This is a genomic window from Mycoplasmopsis bovis PG45, from assembly GCF_000183385.1.
Taxonomy (GTDB): domain Bacteria; phylum Bacillota_I; class Bacilli_A; order Mycoplasmatales; family Metamycoplasmataceae; genus Mycoplasmopsis; species Mycoplasmopsis bovis.
Window position 1 is genome coordinate 341,670 of sequence record NC_014760.1, and the last position, 23,541, is coordinate 365,210.

A 23,541-nucleotide genomic window follows, 5' to 3' on the forward strand; every position below is an offset into this window, starting at 1 on the left:
CAATGTTAATTAAGTTTAGATATTTTTTGGCCTAAGTTGATTTTTTCCATAAACTTTTTAGCCACTTCTAATTGTTCTGCTTTAGACTGCCTGAGCTCTTCTTCGGTCTTCTTTTGCTCTTCTTCTTTTTCTTTTATTTGATTTTGCAAGCTTTTCTTTTTGCCTTCATCTGAAGCAGTTTCTAGCTCTTTTTTAAGATTGGCAATTTCAGTTTTTAGCTCTTCAATAGTAGTTACAGCAGGCTTTAATTTGCTATATTCAACTATTTCTTCATAATTAGAAATCATATCAAGATCTTTTATTTCATCAACTCATTTATCAAATTGAGTTGGCAAGTACTGATCCTGTGGACTAACAGTAACCTTTTTATCTTGGTTATCTAAGTTAAAGTCCTTGATGATATCATAAATTTTGTAGCTTGACTTTTTATTAGGTTCTGCTGGATTTTCTAACACTTCTAGGAAATATTTGAAATCATACTTCTTAGTTTTTTCATTTTTTACTAATCTAGCTGATATGTAAGTCGGGACACGTCAACCATTGATAAATAAAATGTCTTGAATTAATTTAACAATTTGAATTGAAGTAGTACCATAATTTTTCATAGTATCGTAGTACTTTTCAAACCTTTTTTTGTCATTTTCATTTTCTTGTCTAAAGTCTTTTTTAGTAATTCCAGATAATAAGTTTGAATTCTTTTCTAAAAACTCAGAAGTATTAGCAATAAATTCTTTTCATTTTTCACTATCTGGTTCAATTTCACGTTTAAATAAAGGAACAGGATCTAAAATTTTCTCGTTATATGAAAGGTCATAGTTTCTTAGGAAGTTAATAGGCGGAAGCGCTAGTAAATAGCCATATTCATAGTTGTTTTTGTTAATTCTAATTTTATTATCTTTGTAGAATTGAAGCACATGTTGTATAACTTCTGAAGGCTTTTTATTGTTTTTATCAGCTTCTTCTACAAATGAAATAAATTTGTCTGAGTAGTAATTGAAGGTTTGTGCATATGATTTAACTAATGAATTAAATTCAGATAATGATGAACCGTAAGCGTTAGCATTATTCTGTGTAACCAATTTATCTTCAATTGCTAAAAATGTTGATAAGTATGGTGTGCCATCAAAATAACCTCTTAAAATAGCCTTTAAGTCTTCATTATGCACTTTTGAACCAACAAGTGAAGTTAAGTTTCTAAACGTAATTGTTAAGGACTTTACATCATTTGCAAAATATAAGTATTTAGTTTCTGCAATTTCTTTGTGAAGTTGATCTTTGATGCTTTCGATGTTACTTGCTCTAGTGTCATATTCATTTTTCTTATTTGAATCAGTTTGCTTAGAAGCTAAATCTTTTAAATACGCAATACGTGAGTCTATGTGTTTTTTATTATGTTCTTTAGATACTGGATTTGTTTTTAAAAACTCTTTAGCAAGCAATATGCTAGGACTTAATGTGTGAATACAACTAGCTGAAACAATTGGCAGAGTAAAAGCTGAAACAGATGAAGAAATTAATAATATTTTTTTAAATTTATTTTTCATAATTCCCCTATAAAATAGCCTTGTAGTTTCAACTCTTTATTCCTGCATATGTAATAAAAACACCAATTGACAATATTATTATTGAAACAGCAACACCAGCAATTGAATAAGACATTTGATATCTAGCTTGCGCAACAACATTAACATCTAAAGCCACATAGTTGTTTATATCAATAATAAATAATGCATTGTGGATTATTATTGAACAGTAGATAATGCACACTAAGGCTAATAATGCAAGAATTGATCATACAATTGTAAGGCTTTTAATTTTGACTTTTTTCATTGTAATATCCTTTCATTAACCTTTAATAGCACTACCTTGTCTAGAAATAGAAGACATAATTTTCTTTCTAAAGATAAAGTAAAACACGAACATTGGTAAAATAACCAGCACAGCACCAGCCATCTTAACATTTTGGTGAATTCTAGTAACATTGTCTATATTTTCACGTCCAACTTGGAATAATCAAACTGACATAATTTCATAGTTACTGCCTGTAAATAGCAATGCAGGTCATAAATATGAGTTTCATGATGCTAATGTGGTAAGAATAACAATTGTTAATGTTGTAGGTTGTACCATTGGCATAGCTATTTTAAATAAATACCTAGCTCCAACAGCACCATCAACCATAGCAACTTCTTTAATTCTGCCTGGAATTGCTTCAAAAGCATTTCTAAACATTAGAGCATTGAATATTGAAGCCACAAATGGCAAGGCTATCATTGCGATAGCACCCATAAAACTTTTAAGCACACCAAATTGATTATCTAATGAAATAACAACTTTATATTGACCGAAAAGCAACGCAACTTCTGGAAGCACTAACAGAGAGATAAAAAATCCTCACATAAATTCCTTGCCTCTTCACTTTTTAAGTGAAAAAGCATATCCACAAAGCATTGTCACAAATATTTTTAAAACAATTGAAAATATTACGTTAGCAAATGTTAGCCAAAAGGCATATCAGTAACCTTTACTGTCTTTACTACCGTGAGAAGCCTCAATGTAGTTTTGTCACTCTCATGATTTAGGCCAGAAGCTGAAGTGACTTTGTAACTCCTCAGCCTGTTCTTTAGGCATAACTGAAATAGTTAACATATAGAAAAATGGGAAGAGAACAATAGCAGCAAAAAACACTAGAACAGCAATTTTAAGAAATGACCAAGTAACTAACGAAGCAACAGAATTATCCCTTACTTGATTGGCAGTAGTGTCTTTATTCTTTCTTAGTTTGATATTCGACCATCACTGGCGAATTCTTAATTTTGTTCCAAACATTTGATTCTCCTAAGTTAATTGATGCATGTATTACTGCGTTGAATCCTCTTCTAATAATTAATGAGTATGTAAATCCAATTACAAAAAGCATAATAGCAGATGCTGAAGCTAGAGCATCTTTACCTTCTTTTGTCATATGGTACACATAAAGCATTAATGATGAAGCACCATTATTAATTGCATCTAGAGGCCTGTTGTTAAATAGAGCAAGTGGGAATACTTTAATCCCATTAATAATACCCATAGTAATTAAGAATGTTGTTGTTGATTTAATTGATGGAAGAGTGATTGTAAAGAATTGTTTAATACCTCCAATTCCATCAATTGAGGCTGATTTATAGAGATTTTTGTCAACAGAAAGCATTGCTGTTGTAAAAATCAAAACATTAAATGCAAGCCCAGATCATATACCATGAACCAATAATGGGAATAATGCTTCAAAAGCGAATGCATCGCCCTTTTCTAATCAAGGAACCTTGATGTTGAAAATAGTGTTAAACATACCATTAGGTGCAAAAAATTGAATAAATGATAATGAAACAGCAACAGCATTAGTCATATATGGTAGGAAGAAGATGCTTTGTCATATTCCTCTGGCTCATTTACGATAAACACTAGCTATACACGATGATATAAGTAGTGATATAATCATAACAAATGGTAAAACTATAAGTCCATACATTAAGGCATTTCTTACACCAACTGCATATGCTTGATCAGCCAATAAGTCAGAAAAGTTTTTAAATGTAAATTCGCTTATACCATCGTCATTTTTAACAAAGAAAGCTGATTGTAAGTTAATAATAAATGGCACAATAGTGAAAGTTAGCAAAATAATTATTGTTGGCAAAAGCATTGATAAAGGTTTTCAAGCAGGCGTTCTTTTGTCAACTACTGATTCAGAAAGAGATTGCAATTTTTTATTTGCCTGCTTATTCATAGCCACTTTGGACAAAGCCGGTGACTTATGAGAAAGCTTAGCCCAGAAACTATTTTTTAATTTCATACTCTACTCTTTCATCATTTGCTTTGTCAAATATGTGAAGCCTGTTAGTTGGTAGATTGAAGTAAATTTTGTCTCCAACGTTGTACTCATAGTCATTTGAGACCAAGAAGTTAACGTCACCAGCTTCAGAAACTTCAACAATTAATTTGCTTTCTTTACCGAAGTTTTCAACAGCTTTAACTAATCCAAAGTAATTAGCATCTGCGCTTGATTTTACAATATCAAAGTCTTCGGCTCTTACCCCTACATTACAGGTAAATTGGTCATATTCATAAAATGTAATGCCGTCAACTGGTTTGCCTAATACGCTAAGTTTTCCGTTTTCATATTTACCTGGGAATAGTCCCATTTCAGGCATACCCAAGAAACGAGCCACAAATTTATTTTTAGGTCTATTATATAGTTCTAATGGTGAGCCTAGTTGTTGAACTTTTGATGTTGACATACATACAACAATATCACTAATAGACATAGCTTCTTCTTGGTCGTGAGTAACAAAAACTGTTGTAATACCAAGATTTCTTTGAATTTGTCTAATTCATTGTCTTGTTGATATACGTAATTTAGCATCAAGGTTTGAAAGCGGTTCATCCATTAATAAAATGTCAGGCTTTTTAACAATAGCACGGGCGATAGCAACACGTTGTTGTTGACCACCTGAAAGTCTTGTAGGTTTCTTTTGCAAAATAGGAAGAATTTCAACTCTTTTAGCAACTTCCATAACTTCATTAAAAATAGCTTTTTTAATTGAAATTATGTCTTTTGAAAGTTCATAAATTTCATCTCTTTGTGCTTCGGACAAATTAGCATTTTTATGCTCATTGTCATCTTTCATAACTTCATCAAGATTATATTTAGCATAAATTTCATCAGCAAAAGATTTAAAAATCTTATAGGCAACAAAACGCATATGTTTGAAGTTGTGCTTTAATCTTTTTAAGTCTTCCTTGTTATTAGCCTTTAACTCTTTGTTAGCTATTTTAGCTTCTTTAAGCGCTTCTTTAGCTTTAGCTACTTCTTGCTCTCCGTTTTCAATAGCTTTTAGTGTGTTCATACAATATTTGTAGTATAAACTTGCTTTAAGAAGTTTGTTTTCGACTTTTAAAAGCTCATATTGATCTTTTTCTGAATAGACCTTTCAATCTAGAGTTGATATATCAGAAATAACCTCTTGTAAATTATGATACTTTTCAGTAGCTTCATCTACATTAGCAACTTTTTTGTATGAAAGCAATTGAGTATCAAGATTAGCTAAAAATTCACACTTAGGATATTCTGACTCATTTTTAAGATCATTATTAAGCTTAAGTAAATTGAAATGTTTTTTAATATTGTCTTTTTTAAGCTTGTATGACTTTTTCAAGCTGTTAAATGCTTTTAAAATTGTTTTTGAAATTGTAGCCAACTCCCCTTCATAGTGGATTTTAGCTAATTTATAATCAGTTTTTGCTTTTTCAATAATTTTATTGTTTTTGACCACAAAATTATTAAGTTCATAATCAACTTCTTTATCAATATTAGTATAAATATTTCATAAATCATTGATTTTGTTAATCTCTTCATCAGAAGCACCAAGACTTTTTAAATACAAGTTTTTGATTTTGATAATTGCACTATTTTTTTTGTCAATTGCCTTATTTTGTCACTTAATATCATTTTTTAATGGGAATGCGATGTTATCAAAAACACTCATATGTGGATAAAGTGCATAGTTTTGGAAAACAAAACCTAATTTTCTTTGCTGAGGCGATAAATTAGTCACGTCTTTACCATTAAAGTATACGTTACCACTAGTTATTGTTAGTAGCCCACTTATAGCATTAAGTGTTGTAGTTTTGCCACTACCAGAAGGACCTAAAAGGGTAACTAACTTACCATTAGGAATTTTAAAACTTACATTATCAACAGCCAATGTTTCGCCGAAGTCAATGATTACATTTTTTAATTCAATTGCAGGAATTTCTTCTGCATTTTTATCTGAATTAAGTATTTTTGCCGAGAGTCTATCATATTCAGCTATATCATTATCAGTGACTTTTGCTGTTGATAATTTAACATTATCAATAAGTTTTTTTAGTCAAATCATATGGTTCCTTATTTATTTTTGTATGAATCATCAATTAAATTAATGCCTTCAATGTTGTACAGATTTGTAGGAGAGTGTTTATCTAGCAATGTTCATTTTCCATTAGGCTTCATTTTGTAAATGTTAGATTGAATTCAGTATGGCAATGCAAATGTTTTAAAGAATCCTTTTTTGTTGGTTTTAGCATATTCTAATGCTTCACCTAAACGAAGCAAGGCATAATGCTCTCAGTAAACTGGATTTTTTACAAAACTAAATGCCAAAGTTACATTGTCATAATATGGTAAAGTTAATCCAGAACGAGTTATTTCAACTGAATATAGATATTGATATTTGTCTCCAAAAAATACATCGCCAACTATTCTTCCGTATGCATCTTTAGAATCGCCATAAACTCTAACTTTTGAGCCCTTTGGTAAAGCTTCTTCAGCAAATTTAGATGAAAGTAATGCATAGTTGTGTTCTAGATTACTGCTTTTAATTCCACCCACAAATTTTTCAGGTGTATCAACGCCAGAAATTCTTATTTTAGTTTCATCACCTACTTTAACATTCTGATTTAAAGGATCAACACTAGTAACTTTAACTACAGGTGTATCACCATCGCTTCATTTAACTATTTCTGCATCAAAATATTTAGCCTTCAATTTGTCTCAATCTATGTTTTTAAATTCAAAAGCACTGGCTTTGTTACTTTCGAAACTGTTATAAACTGAATTAAGCGAATGTAAAATAAATTTGTCATTTTTAATGCTAAGTTTTTTCTCTCAGCCATCTACTAACTCAACAGTGTTTTCAACAGGGTCTTTGTAAATGATTTTAAATTCCAAATTTATTTCAGCACTAACTTCTTTATCCTTATCAAGAGGCACAACTGTATTTTCATCAATTGATGGTGGAGTTAAAGAATAAATTTTTAAAAAGTAATCTTTTTCACCAGGTATTTCAAAGGTAGTTCCTTTTGTATAATCTACACTATTTAAATTTACAGAATTTGCCTTTTTAAAAACTCTTTTTTCAGAAGAATTAAGTTTTTTTATATCGAAATTATCTGGAAGATGCACTTCTGCAACTTCTTTTGCCTTAATTGTACCATTTTCACATGAAGCCGAAATTACTGGCAAAAATGCTGAGGCACTTGTTAAAACAATCAATGTGTGCTTTATATTTCTCTTCATTTTTTTAATATCCATTTCATTAAATAAACCAGTTTCCTGGTTTATTTACAAATTGATTTAGATTCTTATTTAAGAATTTGACTGCTTGATGCAATAATTGATCCAATAATTTCTTTATCGAAATCTTCTAGTGGTTGATCATTTTTAGCTTTTAGATATGCTGATTTAAATGCTGAACCTAAGCTTTCTCTAAATGATGATGAGTGGAATCCAGCTGGTTCTTCATATATAACAACATTTTTATTTGTTACAGCTTCTTTTAATTCGTTATATGTATGAACAATGTACTTATTTGTGATCTTAGATGTGTCAGTATTTTCAAAACCTTTTACAGGGAATACATATGAAGCAGCATCACTAATAAATTGTGCAGGAGTAACTTGTTTGTAGGGTTTGTCTTCACTATCTTCGGTCTTTTTCATATCTTTGTCATACTTGCTAAGTGTAATATCTATTTTGTCCAGAGAAGTAAGGAACTTAGCAAAATTTTTAGCGGCTCTATCAGGTTTTGCACCTCTACTTATACCAATAAGTGAAGGACCTTGTGAATAAATAACTCTCTTTTCATTATGTTTATTTCATTTACCAGGCACAGCAAATACTATTAATTCATTTTCTTGAAGTGTTCCTTTTGATGAAAGTTCTTTTCTATTTAATAAACTTTCATCATTTAAGAAGAAAATTTTATACTTAGATGCTCCACTTATCTTAGTTTCAATAACGGTTCCAACTTCTTCAGCGCCTTTTCCTTTAGCTGCTTTAATATCGCTTTCATTATCTTCTCTTAAGAATAATAGTCATTGGTTATTATTTTTTGCTTTTGCATCAGTATTCGTTATTTTCTTGAGTATCTCATACATTTTACTGTCTGTTGCAGAGTCAAGAGATTTATAACTGTATTTTAATGAGCCTTTTTCCTTATCATCAAGTTTATCTATATCGACTGTTGATTTATAAACTTTATTAGCATGGCCTTTTGAAATAACAAGCAATTGGTCAATGCCTTTTTTTGTCTTTTTAATTACATTTTTAAATTCTGTATCTTTTTCGCCACTAACAGCAGTATCTTTAAGTGTGAAAACAACTTTTTTAGCTTTGTCTGGAATATAGTTATGTCTATATCCAGCAGTTGATCCAATACCAAAAGCATATTCGTGTTTTGTTTGGTATGAAGATGTATATTCACCACCAGCTAATAATGTAAGCGATTTGGCAATTAGAGAGTCTTTGAATTTGTTGTAAATTTCTGAAAGTGCTTTAACTGACTTGTTGTTTTTGTCTTTAATTTTTTTGTAATTTACTGTTGTTTTATTCTTAACAAGACCAGTCTGGATGAAAAAGTCATTAGCATCTGCATTAATCATTGCATATGGCAGTGATTGAATTAATCCCGAAACGTCATCAACACCTAAGATATGTAATCTAGAGTTCTTGGCTGCTGAGTTTTTAAAACTTTTTTGCGCTATGTTAGCAAAAGTTAAAAGTTCCTCAAGATTTTCGAATGTACTACTACTTATTGTTAAACTTTTAACGGCGCTTTCTTGTGAACTTTCAAATTCACCTCACAATTTTTTTACTTCGTCCTCGTCGCCCTTACCATTTTCAATAATTTCTTTGTATTTTGTTGAGTTTTCAAACGATTCATCAAATTTAGCACCTTTATCCTTGAAAGTTTTAAAGATGTATTGTAATACTGGCGCGTTAGCAGACATAACTTGGATTGACTTTAACATTGGAATCATAAATGTACCATTATTAGGTAGATTTTCGGTGTTTGAATTTGCTCTTGCAAATTGCTCGTTAATGTTCTTTAAATCAACACTTATATCTTTATCATTATCTTCAAAGTTTAGAACTTTATCCATTTTGTATAAGTCACGCATTTCAGATGAAGCTAATCTAGAAGCCAGTGAACCATAGTTAAAAGCTAAATTAACAACTTCATTTCTTTTTGCTTTTAATTCGGTGATGACTGTGTTTTCACCTTCAGGGTAACCTGAACCTAAGTGTTTTAGTTCTACAGGTAAAAAGTGTTTATCATTTTTGTGAGCCTCATTATAATATTTTATTAATGAAGCCATAGTATTTCATTGTGGCTGACCAGATGAAAAGCTAACACCAAGTGATATTTTTTTTGCATCTTTTCCTAGATCTTCATAATTTACAGTTCCACCACACTTAGCAGACACTGCTGCTAAAAGCGGGATAGCAGTAGATGAAAGCCCAATCATTAATTTATTTTTCTTACTCATAATATGTCCTTAAATATTTTATGTGCAATGCGCCATATTGTAATTATTAATTACAATTTCACATTGTATTTACATTTTACTATTTAATAAAAAAGTTTTAGTGTAATGCTATATTTCTAACAATTCCGCAAGGTCTTGAACATATTTCAACACCTTGCGTTTTTTTCATTCTGTATTATTTATTACTTCAACTTTGTAACTTCTCAAATATTCTATAATCTGTCTGAATGAGTAGTTTTGATGAAGATTTAGTCTTATAAAATTGTTCTTAACTTTTGTCGCAATTATTAGTGACAAGTAGTTTATAAACTCTGTTGTGTAAACTTTCATTTCTGAATGAACTCTTGTTTTTGATAGTTCCAAAATATTTTTGTAAAAGTTAAACATTTCTTCAATTTCTCATCTTTGATCATATAGTGTGTATACATCCTCTAATGAAAGGTCAACATTGGATTCAAAAACAATGACACCAAAAAATTGATTATTTTTATTGAATTCATCAATGTTAAATGTATTTCTTTTTAGATGTTTTTGATAGTTTCCAACACTTTCTTTGCCAGCTATTTCTAAGTCTTTAAATAGATAAAAAAACTTTCCATTTATTTGCTTTTTAGACCCTAGTAATTGCTTATCTTTAATTTTCACAGGAGTCAAGTTTTCATCAAGTTTTTCTTCTCTAATTAATGTTGTATTTCTCTTTAATGGCAAAAGATACTTAACATTTTTATTCTGTTCTAAAAGCTCTGTAATTGCTTTAGTTCTAAAGCCTTTATCAGCAACTAATATTTCGCCAGTGCTAGGCACATTTTCCAAAAAGTCCTCAAAAATAGTCGAATCCAGCATATTTCCTTGGTATGGTCTGTGATAAATTGGCTCTTTGGTATATAAGACACAAGTGTAAAGTAAGGTAAAATCTTTGCTACCTTTAACCTTGCCTTTTCTTGATCATTGAGAAAAAGTTACTTCATCTGAATTATAAGATTTAAGTGTGCCATCAATAATTTGCACTCTACCTTTAAACTCATTTATTCTATCTAACATGAAGTTATGTATATTTGAATATGCTCTACCAGTTTTTTCAAAGAAGTCTGGTAATAATGATTCAGATAAACCAACCTTTTTAAATAATTCAGACATAAATGAAGTTTCATAGTAAAACTTTAAATCACGATTAACGGCTTTTGGATAGGCACATCTAAGAATAGCAATTACATATAATTTGTAAGCTGTTGATGAATCAAAATGTGTTAGTAATTTTTCCAAAATATCATTGCTATTTTTTGTAAAAATTGCTATGTTACCATAGTCTTTTATATCTGTTTTTTCTTGATTTTTCTTAGATCTTGTACCTACTGGGATAGGTGTTTCAAAAGGAACAAATTTGTAATCTACTATTTCGCCAACAATTGCCAAATCTTTTGGAATTGCTTTTCCATTCACATATTTGCTGGTTCTTTTTACAACTTTAAATTTTCCAAAGTAATTCTTTACAACTGTGTTTTTAGGTCTTTCAACTTGTCTTATTTCAACTGGAATTGCCATTTTCAAATTCTCCTAAATATATAGCATTATAACTATATTATAACACAAAATTTAAATAGAGAAATAAATAAAATTAATTTTTTTATGATGACATTAGCAGCATTTTTTAAGTCTTTGTCAGAAAAATAAATAAAAAAATGTCTACATTGTTCAAAATGCGACATTTTGTATAGTATTATGGGGTATAACTTTTATAATTTAAACTTACTATTAATTTGATAGCAGGCAAATAGCTCATAAATAAAAGATAAAAAAGGCAATTTTATGGCAATTTAAACTTATTAAGTGTTTAATTAAATAATTAATTTATAATTAAATATCTATTAATAAGATTTAGATTGATTATTTATAGTTAATTCCCAAATTCTTAAATCTTCATACATTAATATTAGGTTTTAAAATATTATGAAAAAAACTAGATTTTTGCTTTTGTCAATTGCTTCAATTGCGCCATTAATTACAATTTCATCCATAGGTTGTTTTGTTTCTGATAAGGAATACAAGCAGTACCTAAAAAATCTCAAAGTTATAGATGACTTTGAAATAACTAGACCAGTTATTAAAGATAGTAAATGAGACGAATATAATCGTAGTTATAATGCATTTAAAACTTGATTAAAGAGCAGAAGAGAGAAAGCTCCACAAAATCCATATGCTAATCAGGCCTTTGCTACAATGAACTTATTTTTAACTAACGCAAATAAAACATATAGTATGTGATATGATGCAGTTTTAAATAATAAGAGCATTAGCGATGATGAAAAAATTAGACCTGAATTTTGAGAGAAAGATTTAAACAAAAATCAATAGGAAAGCACCCTATTGATTTTTACTCATAATCCTTATTTTTAATGCTTTTGGCAATATTAAGTGGAACTATTTTTGATAATTCTTCAACTGAAGCGTCATAGATTTTTGCATAGCTTTTAAAGTGATTTAAAAGATTTTGTTCCATATTTGGACCTAGTCCTTTTATGTTTCTTAGTTTGCCTTCTAGTGAACTAATTTTTTGTCTGTTTCTAAAGTGCGACTTTGCAAACCGGTCAACTTCAACTTGAATTTGAACTAAGTAGTTGTATAGTTCTAAGTCATTAATATGAATTTCATTCATATCTAGGTCAATTAAGGCTTTGGTTTTGTGAAACTCATTTTTTACTAATCCAATAACAGGGATGTTTATATTAAGCGTTTTAAGCGTTTTTTTAGCTTCATTAACTTGTTGTATACCGCCATCAGCTATAACTAAGTCATAATCTTTAGTGTTTTTGTTGCTACTAAAAAATTTAGAAATTGATTGCTTAATATATTCAACATCAGCACTGCGCTCATTTAAAGCTTCTAAATTAAATTTTCTATATAAGCTTTTGTTTTTAATTCCATTAGTATAAACAATTGCAACTCCGACAGGATTAATGTTATTAATATTTGAGTTGTCAAAAACAACAATGTTTTTTAATTTTGGCAAATTTAAATATTTATTTAAGGAATCAAGCATATTACTAGCTTTGTCTAACTGATTTTTTATTACTAAATGTTCTTTTTCATAGTAATCATTTAGATTCAAAATAGCAAGGTCTAAAACTTTTTTATTAGTTCCTATTTTGGGACTAATAAATTTATATTCACTTGATAGGTTTAGATCAAAGTTTAAAAGTTCTTCCTGTACAATTAAATTATCTGGCAGTATTTTATCCTCATAGAATTGTTCAAAGAAAACTCTAAGTGATTCATCAACACTTAAACCTAGTGGAATTGTTAAATTAACCTTGTTGATTAATATTCCATAGCGATAGAACAAAACTGTAGCAAAAATTAATTTTTCGTCTGTTTTATAAGCAAATACGTCAATATTTTTATATTGACTTAGCTCTATAATTTGACTTTCTTTTAACTTTTTTAAATATGTTAAGCCATCACGCAAAAATAATGCAAGTTCAAATTGCATATTATTGGCTGCTTGATGCATTTTGTTAGTTAGTTCATTAATATAATTATTGTTTTTGAAACTTAAAATTTCTTTAATTTTATTAAACTGATTAATCCAAAAGTTATAGTCTTTGTTTTTTATTAACAAGCCATTTTCGTATAAGGTTTCATGTTGCAAAAGTTTTAAAATTGGTTTAGCTCCATAACCAGAAGGAAAAGGACCATAGTAAAATGTGTTTTTACTATCTTTTGCATTAACTTTTCTAGATAAATTTATAAGTAATGAATCTTTTAGAAGCTGAACTTTTAAATACGGATATTTTCTATCATCCAAAAGCAAAATGTTAAATTCAGGATTATATCTGTCAATCATTGCTTTTTCTAAAAGCAATGCCTCTTTATTTGTTTTACAGATATAAACATCAAAATCATATATAAGTGAGACTAACTTATTAGTTTTATATGAATTAATAGCGCCGTCAAAATACTGAAGCATTCTCTTGCGTAAATTCTTTGCTTTACCAACATACAAGACATTTTGTTTAGCATCTTTTCATAGATAAACACCAGGACTAGTAGACACATTTTTTAGCATTAAAATAATTTCATTTTTGTCCATAATACCTAATTTATAGCCTCTTGTAATCAATCAATAATTATTTCTTTAGGATACAAATTATGCCCAGCATTATAAATGTTTTTGTTTTTAATTATGCAAAATGTTGGAGTTTGCAACACTTGAAATTTGTTATTTGGCACTTGATATAGTTCAGCTTCAATTGCATCCACTTCTATAAAAATTATGCCATTATAGCCATCAAAATGTTTTTCAACCTTATGGACAATTTCTTTCATTAATCTACTGTTCAGATCATTATCCAAAACAAATAATATGAAAAAAATATGATTAGCATATTTGTGATTTTCATAAAGATTCTGAGCATCTTTTCAAAGCATTTTTTTCATAAAGATCCTTTAATTTATTTGTTATCCGAAAGAATTGGGCTTATTCATAAATTGTAATCATTTGAGCTAGAATATGTTTGCTTACTATGGACATTATTAGAATGATTCTTAGTATTATTTTCAAAATTAAAGTCAAATATTAAATCATCATTGAATACTTGAGAATTAGCATCGAATTTATCTAATTCAATTGTTTCATAAGATTCTAAGTCGTTATCTTTATACATAACTTCTGTTGTATTTACTAAAAAGTTAGGTTCAATATTAGAATTTATATTAGTATCATTTAAATTTTTATTTTCTGTTTCATGCATACTTGAAACATCTAAAGAACAAGTATCATTCAAGAAGTTATCATCAACAATAGTTTCAACTGTGTCAATGTTAAAATTAGGATTATTTGTTTTTGTAACAGCATTAGTATCTAAATCAGTTTCGTCATTTACGATATTTTCAGATTTAACATTGAAAATAGTATTGTTCTCATTATGGCTGTAAAACAGCATTAATGGTCTATTTTGCGCATTTTCTGATTCAGAAAATTCATTATTTAGAATGTTGTATTCACTAGAATATGATTTAAATTCAGTCTTTAGATTTTTGTTTTGATTAGTAGTTAAATCATCATTTATTAAAAGAGAATTAGGGTTGACTGCAGAAATTAACAAATCAGGTTCAAAACTTGTCTTTTCAACTTCTTCTATAACATATGCTTCTTCCTGCGATGAAGCATTTAAGTCTTTCTTACTTTTGTTTTTAGACATAAATTCAATAAAGTTTTGGTGGCCAACAATTAACTCTATATTGTTTTTAATATTTTTATGTAAAGTTGATAAAGAAGTTTTGTAGATCTCAATTTTTAAAATATCCGCCATTAGTGCATATAACTCAAATATTTTTTTAGTTTGCAAACTTAAATAAAACCCAACCTTGTTTTTTAAAATAAATTTTTGAATAGCTGGCATTGTGTTTTTAGATCTTCTTAAATTCTTTATGTATTCTCTAGGGGAAATTGTTATTAATTTTAGTCATGAAAAGCTAAAAATAATAAACGCTATTATTCATGATAAATAAGGTGAAAAGGTCAGTAAAACAGGCAAATTTAGCAATGTATCAGCATACGCCCCTATGTTAAAACTTGCATTAGGTAATTCTTTACTAAATTTAGCTTTTAAAATAGATCCTTCATTTGTAAATGAGTAAATTCACCCTTTTTTAAATACATCTAATATTTCGCTTTTGGAAATAATTGTTGTATGTAAATCAACACGGTAAAAGAGCAAAACTGAATGATAAATTATTGCAATAACCAATAAATTTGTTCATATAAAAATAGTAGTTTGTTTTTTAAGAGTTAAATAATTAACCTTTTGATGAACATAAAACCAACGCAAGTATTTATTCTTAAAAAAAGGACTAAGTCAGTGGAGAATAAGGGTTAAATAAAAGCCAATTAAAAACAGAATCATTAAATCACCAAAAGTTAAACCAAATGTGTATAGGTAAATTAATCTTAAAATATCAGTTTTATTGCTTTTAACAATAAAATTGTTATTGTACTGAAGCAAGATGAAAAAAGCAGTAATGAATAAGAAAACTATTAATTTCAATAGCTCAATTCCAAAATTGAGCTTTACAAAATACAATGGTTTGTCACTATCATTATTTTCAATGTTGCTTATACCTATTTTATTAATGATTTTGTTGTAATTAGCTTTCATAGAATTAAATTATATTAGTTATTTAAAAATATTATTTTGCTTTATACTCAAGCAACATTTTTATTTCTTGATCATAAATAGGCTTGTTGTCAACTCAAGGAGTTTCTAAAATAATAGGAATATTGTCAAAGTCAGAATCGTGCACAAATTTAGCAAGGGTATCTATTCCTATATATCCTTTATCTATATTAGCGTGCCTGTCTTTATGATTACCTAGGTCATTTTTTGAATCATTTAAATGAATTACCTTGATATGTGGCAATAAATTATATTTATTAATTTCAGCTTTGAATTCATCATATTTTCTTATATCGTAGCCTGAGTCAAAAACATGGCACGTATCTAAACACACAGCAAATCTATCGCTTCTGATTTTGCGTATAAAATAATTGATTTGGTCAAAATTGATACCTACTTCAGTGCCTTTTCCAGCCATAGTTTCAACACATATAACAACATCTTTTGTTCTGCTTAGTATTTGCTTTATTGAATTAATAAATGTATCTAATGATTCTTGAATTGAAAAGGAAGTATATGATCCAGGATGAAGCACCAGGTATTTAGCTCCAATGTAATTCATTTTTTCAATTTCTTGAACCAAAAAATCAATTGCAAATTTATTTTTACTTACACTAGAAGGATTGACAATGTAAGGTGCATGAACAACAATATCACTTGGTGCGATTAATTTTGAATATTTTTCTAAATATTCATCATACTTGTATTTCTCTGTAGATACTCTTTTGGTTGTTTGAGGAGCACCTAAATAGATCATCATACAGTTAGCATTATTATTAATTGATTCAGCAGCTGCACCTAATAAATAATTGGGAGCCTTAAATGAAATGTGACTTCCTAGTTTAATCATTTTAGTTATCCTTTTTGTTCTTGCCTTTGTTAATAAAATATTTTCAAATTCCACCATTTTTGCTTTTTGGAGCTATTTCATCAGCAGCACTTTTGAGTTTACTAGTGCCGTTTTTCATTGCAACTAAATGTCCAACAAATGGCCTGGTTGTAAAATCTGAATCAGAGTCACCGATGTGAACTGTATCCTCGGGATCCATTTGCTTATCTTGCATATAAAGTGAAGTGGCTAATCCCTTGTTTGTTTTAATTGATGTTACTTCAATTACATAGTTTGCGCTGGCTAGGTGAAAATTACAGTATTGGCCAAAAAGAGCATCTAACTTGGCCAAAACCTTATTAACTGTAAATTTATTTTTGACAACTAAGGCAATTTTTGTAATGTTGATATGGTTTGTAATATTTAATTTTTTGAATGTGCTTATGATGTGAAATTTAGACGAAGCAAAGAAATTAATTAAAAATCTTTCTATAGATCTTTGTAAGTAAATTGATTCACCGTTTTGGTCAAAAATAACTAGCATTAATTTGTTATTTCTGGCAAAATCAACAATCATTGGTAGTATTTCAGTATCGATAAAAAAAGCATATTTTCTGACATTATCAATATATATTTCAGCGCCTGAAGAACATATTGCATCTGTTATGCCTAGCCTATGCATTGTATGCATAACATGTTTATCAGAATAGCTTCTGCCAGTACTTATAACTATATTGGCAAAATTTTTAACTAAGAGCATTGCTGAGAGATTTTTATGACTAATTCTATCTCCAACTTTCTTATCAAACAGTGTGCCATCTAGATCAATGAAATATGTTTTATTGTTTTCAATATTCATAATTCAATTATATAGAAAATATTTAGGCAACTGCTTGTTGATTTTATAGTGTAAATAAGAGCAATTAATTTAATCTAATTAGCCTATAAATTAAAAAATAGACTTAAATACAAGCCTATTTTTTTGTGTTAATACAATCTATTTTTGTTCTGTTGCAACTGACTTTTGTCATGGGAAAGTCTTAGCATCATCACGAGGTTCTTTAAGCATAACAACGCCACCAAGAGCAATTAGTGTTGTTACAACAATTATAATTGTTTGAATTAATGCTGCTGTTGGTTTTGAAATACTTGTGCTCATTGGAACTACAGAAATAATAATGAATATTATTGTGTAGAAGATGTAGCCAAAACCTCAAATTAAACTAAACATTCAACCAATTGTTTTTGGATCTCTGTCAGCATATTCGTGAGGTAGGTTAAGCATAACGCCTTGGATACCTCATGTACATAAACCAGTTAAGAAACCAAAGATGTATAAGAATACTAATGCAACATAATATTTAGCGCTTGAAGCACCTAATTCACTAGCTGCAAAATATGCACCTTGGTCTTTTGCAACACCATAAACAAAGACAATTGTAGATAAAACAAAGAATAGAACAGCTAGTGAGATAATCATACCAACAAATCATCTTCTCTTAAGATTGAATCTTGATCATAGACCTATTGAGATAGGGCCAACAAAGACCGCAGCTAGGAAAATAACTTGTCAAATCTTAGCAATTTTTTGTAGTTGTGGTAATATCTCAGCTGGTATATTAGCCATATTTGGTCAGATAACATGTGTTAGTGCTGTTGGGAATACAGCAATAGCTAATCAACCACCATATAATAAAATTCATGCATAGGTTGATTTTTTCTTTAGGTAGTCACCAAGAATTGCAAAACCACTTCTTTTTGCAACTTTAGGTGCATTTGGATCTGTTGATTTAACAGGAGCATCAAATTTAGTGCCAAATATTCCAATTACAATTAAAGGAATAATTGATAGCGCACCTAAAATTGTGAATACAAGAACTCAGTTTTTTTGTAATGATTCAACGTTTTGACCGAGAATAACAAATGGAATAATTGAAATAATTGTACCTAATGGGTAGAATCAAATTCCAAATTGTGAAATCAAGGCTTTTTGTTTTGGGCCAAAGAAGTTAGCAACAACTGGTTGAGTTAGAATAATTAACATTGTACCACCAATTGCCATTATAGTTCTTAGAACAATAAAGCCTACATATCCACCACCATTTCCAGGCATAAATTGAGCTGGAACACCAACTAAACACATTGCAATCGCAATAAATGTTGATCATTTGTGGAATATTCTTGCTAATAGGAATGCAACAGCTACTGAACCTAAACCACGACCAAAGGTTATGGCTCAGTTTGCCGCTGTATTTTTAAATTGGAAACTTGCATCTGGAACAATTTGAAAATGTCCCAAAAATCCAGGGGTAGCTTTTCCATTTACGAAACCCTTACCGCCTAGCCCAACCGTGAATCCTCAGTTAGCTATAAATAGTAAGTATGCAAATGAAATAAAACCTCAAATGATAAAGCCATATGCTACTTTATGCTTTTGAGATCATTCATGAATTTTTTGATTCATTGAATCCTTTCATATTAAATAATTATTAAACTTATTTAATAATAGTTAAGGTTTTCAGTAAGTTAATATATAGAGAAATAAATTAATGTTTACTAATCCTATGAACAATTACCGGCATATATACAAATCAAAGTTATATGCGAATTTATTATACCAATTTTATATTAAAACAGGCCTATTTGCATAGATATCCATATAAATATTAGTATTAGATTTAACTAAACAACTTGTTTTTGGTGGCAAATTTGAGTATAAATGAAAAAGCCACACAATTGTGTGGCCAAAAAATATATTTTTAATTATTTATTAAGTTCAAATAAATCTTCTATACCAAAAGCAAATGTTTTTGAATCTCTTAATTTATAAACAAGATTAGGATCTGCATAACCTTTAGATTGTTCCTTGCTTAGCATTGATATGTTGTCAACATATGTACGAAGTTCTTTTAAAGCTTTAGGTTTTCCTTTTCCATCTTTTAGTAAAAGACCAGTTTTTGGATCTACTTCATGAACGGCTTTAGGGTTTAAAAAAACTTCAACACCAGCATTGCCGACAATTCTGTATGTTATTTTTTTATTCTTATCAGTTTTTTTATACTCCTTAACTCTTTTGTCAATGTTTGATTGTTTTGATTCCTTGTTAAAATGATTTGGAGAAAGTCAGAAATTTCTGTTTGTGTATAAGTTAACATGGGCATGTGCCATTCATCCACCATTAGTGTCCTGAGTTCCCAAAAAGCCTATAATTTGGCCTTTTTTGACCTCAGTAGGTGTATCAGCAGACACAGTTGGGACAACCTTAATTGTTCTCTTGCCCAATGTTACTGTTTCTGATTGTCAGCCTAAACTAGTGTTATTTAAGGTTTTACCGGCATCTAAGTGCAAGAATGACATATAAATATGTTCATTGTTGCCATTAAGATAGATTTCTTTTTCTTTTGGACTTCAATCTAAATTAGCAACAGGAATTTTAATAACAACAACAGTACCAACACCAGTAGCCACCACCTTAGTTGTAAGTTCATAAGCAGCAACAATTTGTCCGTCATAAGGAGCCAAGACTGGTTGAAAATCTGGTGCAATATAGTCTTCACCAATGTGCACATATTTGGGCTCAACTACATTATCAGCATAGAAAGCTCTTGCTGAAGCATATCCGCCTGAAAATAGTTGTGAATTATAGTGACCAAAAAAGGTTTTATCAATACTTGGTAAGTTTTTAGTTGTTATTCCTTCAGTAGCAAAAGCAGGAGCTTTAATATTTTGTTTTGTAAATTGTTTATCAAAAAGCAATGAGTATCTACCTACACCAAGATGTTTTTCAACTTTAACTAATTCCTGCGAGTTTTTAAGTTTAACATTTAAAGTAACAGTTGCATTTCTAAAGTCTTGAGTTGTAATTTTATCAATTTCAACTTTTTCAATATTTGCATCTTTTACGTTAATAAATAAGTTGCCTTTTGTTAAAGTTGACAGATCACTATTGTGCTCAATGTTACCAATTGTGTGTACATCAATTAATTCAGCTAACTGCAAGTCGCTAATTAATTTTTGCTCTTTAGGTACTGTAAATAAGCCATAAACTGTTTTTCCTGATTCTCAAACAGTAGACTTTTTCTTGCTGTCAAACAATGAAGCAGCAATTCTAATTTTTGCTTTAGCATTTGATAGTGAGCCATCATTTAGCACAACATCTTCAATGAATTTATTGAATTTAAGCGTATATTTTTCTTTTTTGCTACCAACAGGTATTTCTAATTCTTTGTCATTGTCTTTTAATATTTCATCTAATTTAGCACTAGAAAATTTTAATAACTTTTCATACTGCTTCGAACTTAGTTGATGAATGCCATATTTTGTAATAGCTTGTTTTAATTCATCATCAATATTTTCTAGCTTGACTTCAAAGTCTTGACTAGTTAAAGCTTGAATTTTTTGATCATAAGGCTTCAATGCATCAGCAAAAGGTTTATCATTATCTTTGACTTTTACATTTTTGATTCTAAAGTCTATGATTTGTTGGCTGTATAAGCCACTTTCATATTTGCTTTTGTCATTTGATTCTAGCGGAAGGCCAACTTTAACCTTGAATAGAACATCATAATTATTTCCTGGGTCACGTGTAACGTTGTTATAGTCATATGAGAATTTAAGCCTACTTAGCAACTTGTCGCTTAGTTTTAGTTCTTTTTTAACAATTGCCTTGAAAGCTTCAGTATCAAAATTGATGTACTTACTCATATAGTTGTTTTGCATCATTAAACTATATTCAACTGTCTCAGGCTTGCCCCCTCCCTTATATGATATTAAATTTAAATGTTCATGTTTATCAAAGTAATCTTTTATATTTGAAAGTAAGTTAACTTGATTATATTTTTCAAATTGTTCAGTCGTTTTATCAGAATTAGCATTACGTTGATATATGATAACTTCAGAATTATTTTTAGGATCATTACATCTTGCAGATAAAACTGGAATTAATGCACTAAAGCCAACTGCTTGTGAAATAAATAATGCTTTGATTTTTCTAGATTTCATAAATATCCCTATAAATAAGTTAATAAAGTATAAAAAAATGCCAAAAATATCTCTATTTATGACACTGAAATAATAACACCTGTTTTACTCTTAATTCCAATTGCAATAAATGCAATTATAATTGGAATAATAATTGTTAGAGCTAAAACAATTAAAAATCTATATAAAGATTGTAAGTATGCTTTTAGATTTTCATTTTTATTTTCATTGTTGCTTTTCACCAATAAGGCTGTTTTAACGACTAATTCGATTAATGGAAAAATTAAATGGAATGCGAAAAAGTCAAAGTATGAGCTTATAAAAATAATAATTCCTACTACAAGCAACTCAATTAATTTTATTTGGAAATGATTTAGTTGATAGTTGGTTGTATCTATCATTGCGCTAAAAGGTAATAAAGCTATAAGCATTGTAATAAATAATGCTTCTTTTGCGCTAAACTTGCCTAAAGTTGAATGTTGCTCTTTAGCAAATAAATTTGATAGCTTAAATGATTTTAATCATTCATAGTCAACGTTAGTTTTGAACATAGCTTTGAATGAGTAAAATAAGCCTATAAATAAGGCAAATCCAGCAAAACCACCTAATATTTGTGCCCCAAAAATATAAGGCATACCTTGTCATAATGGTGAACCAATTAAATTATTATCACCAACTACCTGACCTGTTTTTCCAAAGCCACGAAGAAAGCTTTGAAAAATAACAACTAATGGGTTAAGCATAGGATAAACAGGTAATTTTGATCCTATACTTGCAAATGCTCATGGCAAGAAAAATGCTAAGGCAGTTGCAATGGTATAACCAACTGATAAAAATATTTTGCTTTTGTTCTTTTTAGACAAAAAAGACAAAAACATTCAAGTAAACACAAAAAACACTAAAAAAAGCACAGTAAGAAATTCAAATGCAAAAGCAGTTGGATTTCAAAACTTTCTTAAAGCCGATCCGGGTAAATTTGTCATTTTGTTCCTTAGTTATGTGAATTAACTAGTTCTTTAACATATTTAGCAATAACTATTTCCTCATTTGTCCGCATTTTATAAATTGGTATTTCAGATTCTTGCGAGGAAATAAGCATATAGTCTTCATAGTTAGCTAAATTGCTTTCTTCATCTAAAAATAATTTATATGACTTAACTTTATCAATAATCATTTTTCTTAGAACTGCATCATTTTCACCCATGCCTGCAGTAAAGACTATAGCGTCAGGATAGTGAATCTTATTAAGATACATAGCCATATAGTCAACTACGCGTTGAGCATACAATTCAATTGCAAATTTAGCATCTTCATTTTCATTAGAAAGTTTATGTAAATCTCTAATGTCACTAGAAATTCCAGAAACACCTAATAAACCTGAATTTTTAACTAGCATATCAAAAACTTCTTGGGGATCTTTATGTTCTATTCTTACTAAATAATCAACTATTCCAGGATCTATTGCACCTGATCTAGTACCCATCATAAGCCCATCAGTTGAGCTAAATCCAACTGAAATATCAAATGATTTGCCATCTTTAATAGCACATAATGAGCTTCCTGAGCCTAAATGAGCGACTACAATATTAATCTTGTCTTTACCTAAAATTTGCTTCATTCTGCCAGTAATATAATCATGACTTAGGCCATGGTAGCCAAATTTTTCAATGTTATATCTAGTTGCTCATTCTTTATTAATTGAAAACTGCTTATTAATTTTAGGAATATCTGTGTGAAAAGCTGTATCTTGAGCTACTATTTTAGGCACATTTGGTAAGTATTCAATGAAACCGTCTAGGGTAGCTAAAAATGGCGGAGTGTGCAGTGGAATAAATTTTTCTGCATATGTTACAATACTTTCTCTAACTTCAGGCGAGTAAAAAACTGGAGATAAGAACTTAAAGCCAGCATAAGGGATTCTAAAGCCTATTGCTTCAATTTCATCTAATTCAGAAATAAAATTGTGCTCTTTTCAATATTTGAGCAATTTTTCAACAGCTACTAAATGGTTAGGCAAGCCTTCTTTGTGTTCATATTTATTAGCCTTATCTTTAAGAATCAAATTGCCATCTAAAGCAATACGTTCGCATATACCAGTGCCTAGTAGTTCTAAATCCTTGTCAGCATATAAAGCCCACTTTAAAGAACTACTACCAGCATTAATAACTAATATTTTTTTAATTTGGTTATTCATATAATCATCCAATC

18 protein-coding genes are annotated in these 23,541 nt (G+C 29.4%); 1 reads left to right on the top strand and 17 read right to left on the bottom strand.

Annotated elements, in window-relative coordinates; translation table 4 throughout:
* Window positions 1-5: 5 nt before the first annotated feature.
* The 8 genes from MBOVPG45_RS01525 to MBOVPG45_RS01560 all read right to left on the bottom strand — a co-directional run bounded on the left by MBOVPG45_RS01525 (window position 6) and on the right by MBOVPG45_RS01560 (window position 10,893).
* Window positions 6-1,544 (bottom strand): MAG5080 family lipoprotein, encoded by a 1,539-nt coding sequence (locus MBOVPG45_RS01525; RefSeq protein WP_013456467.1) that lies wholly within the window; start codon window positions 1,542-1,544, stop codon window positions 6-8.
* Between the two features lie 7 nt (window positions 1,545-1,551).
* Window positions 1,552-1,830 (bottom strand): hypothetical protein, encoded by a 279-nt coding sequence (locus MBOVPG45_RS01530; RefSeq protein ID WP_013456278.1) that lies wholly within the window; start codon window positions 1,828-1,830, stop codon window positions 1,552-1,554.
* A 15-nt stretch (window positions 1,831-1,845) separates the two neighbouring features.
* On the bottom strand, window positions 1,846-2,829 hold the full coding sequence (locus MBOVPG45_RS01535) for a carbohydrate ABC transporter permease (protein ID WP_013456037.1): 984 nt from the start codon (window positions 2,827-2,829) through the stop codon (window positions 1,846-1,848).
* Window positions 2,768-3,835 (bottom strand): carbohydrate ABC transporter permease, encoded by a 1,068-nt coding sequence (locus MBOVPG45_RS01540; protein ID WP_013456613.1) that lies wholly within the window; start codon window positions 3,833-3,835, stop codon window positions 2,768-2,770. The genes MBOVPG45_RS01535 and MBOVPG45_RS01540 overlap by 62 nt, the downstream gene beginning before the upstream one ends.
* Entirely contained in the window at window positions 3,819-5,921 is a 2,103-nt protein-coding gene (locus MBOVPG45_RS01545; RefSeq protein WP_013456210.1) for an ATP-binding cassette domain-containing protein, read from the bottom strand. Before MBOVPG45_RS01545 ends, MBOVPG45_RS01540 begins: the two co-directional genes overlap by 17 nt.
* Before the next feature lie 8 nt (window positions 5,922-5,929).
* Window positions 5,930-7,099, bottom strand: a complete 1,170-nt coding sequence (locus MBOVPG45_RS01550; protein WP_013456155.1) for a thermonuclease family protein — start codon at window positions 7,097-7,099, stop codon at window positions 5,930-5,932.
* Window positions 7,100-7,164: 65 nt separating this feature from the next.
* Window positions 7,165-9,351: a P68 family surface lipoprotein gene (locus tag MBOVPG45_RS01555; RefSeq protein WP_013456252.1), complete on the bottom strand. Its 2,187-nt coding sequence runs from the start codon at window positions 9,349-9,351 to the stop codon at window positions 7,165-7,167.
* Between the two features lie 108 nt (window positions 9,352-9,459).
* On the bottom strand, window positions 9,460-10,893 hold the full coding sequence (locus tag MBOVPG45_RS01560) for a transposase (RefSeq protein WP_013455919.1): 1,434 nt from the start codon (window positions 10,891-10,893) through the stop codon (window positions 9,460-9,462).
* A gap of 405 nt (window positions 10,894-11,298) precedes the next feature.
* Here MBOVPG45_RS01560 and MBOVPG45_RS01565 point away from each other — a divergent pair, with 405 nt between their 5' ends.
* Complete coding sequence (locus MBOVPG45_RS01565; RefSeq protein WP_013456440.1) at window positions 11,299-11,703, top strand: MAGa5490 family lipoprotein; 405 nt, start codon at window positions 11,299-11,301, stop codon at window positions 11,701-11,703.
* Between the two features lie 19 nt (window positions 11,704-11,722).
* On the opposite strand, the gene MBOVPG45_RS01570 is transcribed toward MBOVPG45_RS01565, so the two are convergent.
* The 9 genes from MBOVPG45_RS01570 to MBOVPG45_RS01610 all read right to left on the bottom strand — a co-directional run bounded on the left by MBOVPG45_RS01570 (window position 11,723) and on the right by MBOVPG45_RS01610 (window position 23,527).
* A complete protein-coding gene (locus MBOVPG45_RS01570) occupies window positions 11,723-13,438 on the bottom strand; it encodes a GIY-YIG nuclease family protein (RefSeq protein ID WP_013456570.1) in 1,716 nt (571 codons plus the stop codon).
* Between the two features lie 5 nt (window positions 13,439-13,443).
* A complete protein-coding gene (locus tag MBOVPG45_RS01575; RefSeq protein WP_013456450.1) occupies window positions 13,444-13,785 on the bottom strand; it encodes a YbbN family protein in 342 nt (113 codons plus the stop codon).
* A 14-nt stretch (window positions 13,786-13,799) separates the two neighbouring features.
* Entirely contained in the window at window positions 13,800-15,506 is a 1,707-nt protein-coding gene (locus tag MBOVPG45_RS01580; RefSeq protein WP_013456592.1) for a membrane protein, read from the bottom strand.
* Between the two features lie 31 nt (window positions 15,507-15,537).
* A complete protein-coding gene (locus tag MBOVPG45_RS01585) occupies window positions 15,538-16,374 on the bottom strand; it encodes a deoxyribonuclease IV (RefSeq protein WP_013456304.1) in 837 nt (278 codons plus the stop codon).
* 1 nt (window position 16,375) lies between these two features.
* Window positions 16,376-17,212: an HAD hydrolase family protein gene (locus tag MBOVPG45_RS01590; RefSeq protein ID WP_013456368.1), complete on the bottom strand. Its 837-nt coding sequence runs from the start codon at window positions 17,210-17,212 to the stop codon at window positions 16,376-16,378.
* A 138-nt stretch (window positions 17,213-17,350) separates the two neighbouring features.
* Window positions 17,351-18,817 carry a hexose phosphate transporter gene (locus MBOVPG45_RS01595; RefSeq protein WP_013456325.1) on the bottom strand — a complete coding sequence of 489 codons (1,467 nt, stop codon included), beginning with the start codon at window positions 18,815-18,817 and terminating at the stop codon, window positions 17,351-17,353.
* A 299-nt stretch (window positions 18,818-19,116) separates the two neighbouring features.
* Window positions 19,117-21,354: an MSC_0775 family lipoprotein gene (locus tag MBOVPG45_RS01600; protein ID WP_013456239.1), complete on the bottom strand. Its 2,238-nt coding sequence runs from the start codon at window positions 21,352-21,354 to the stop codon at window positions 19,117-19,119.
* 56 nt (window positions 21,355-21,410) lie between these two features.
* The gene (locus MBOVPG45_RS01605; protein ID WP_013456504.1) at window positions 21,411-22,316 is read right to left on the bottom strand and encodes an MAG4940 family membrane protein; all 906 of its coding nucleotides are present in this window, start codon (window positions 22,314-22,316) and stop codon (window positions 21,411-21,413) included.
* 8 nt (window positions 22,317-22,324) lie between these two features.
* Window positions 22,325-23,527 (bottom strand): acetate/propionate family kinase, encoded by a 1,203-nt coding sequence (locus tag MBOVPG45_RS01610; protein WP_013456414.1) that lies wholly within the window; start codon window positions 23,525-23,527, stop codon window positions 22,325-22,327.
* Between the last annotated feature and the right edge of the window lie 14 nt (window positions 23,528-23,541).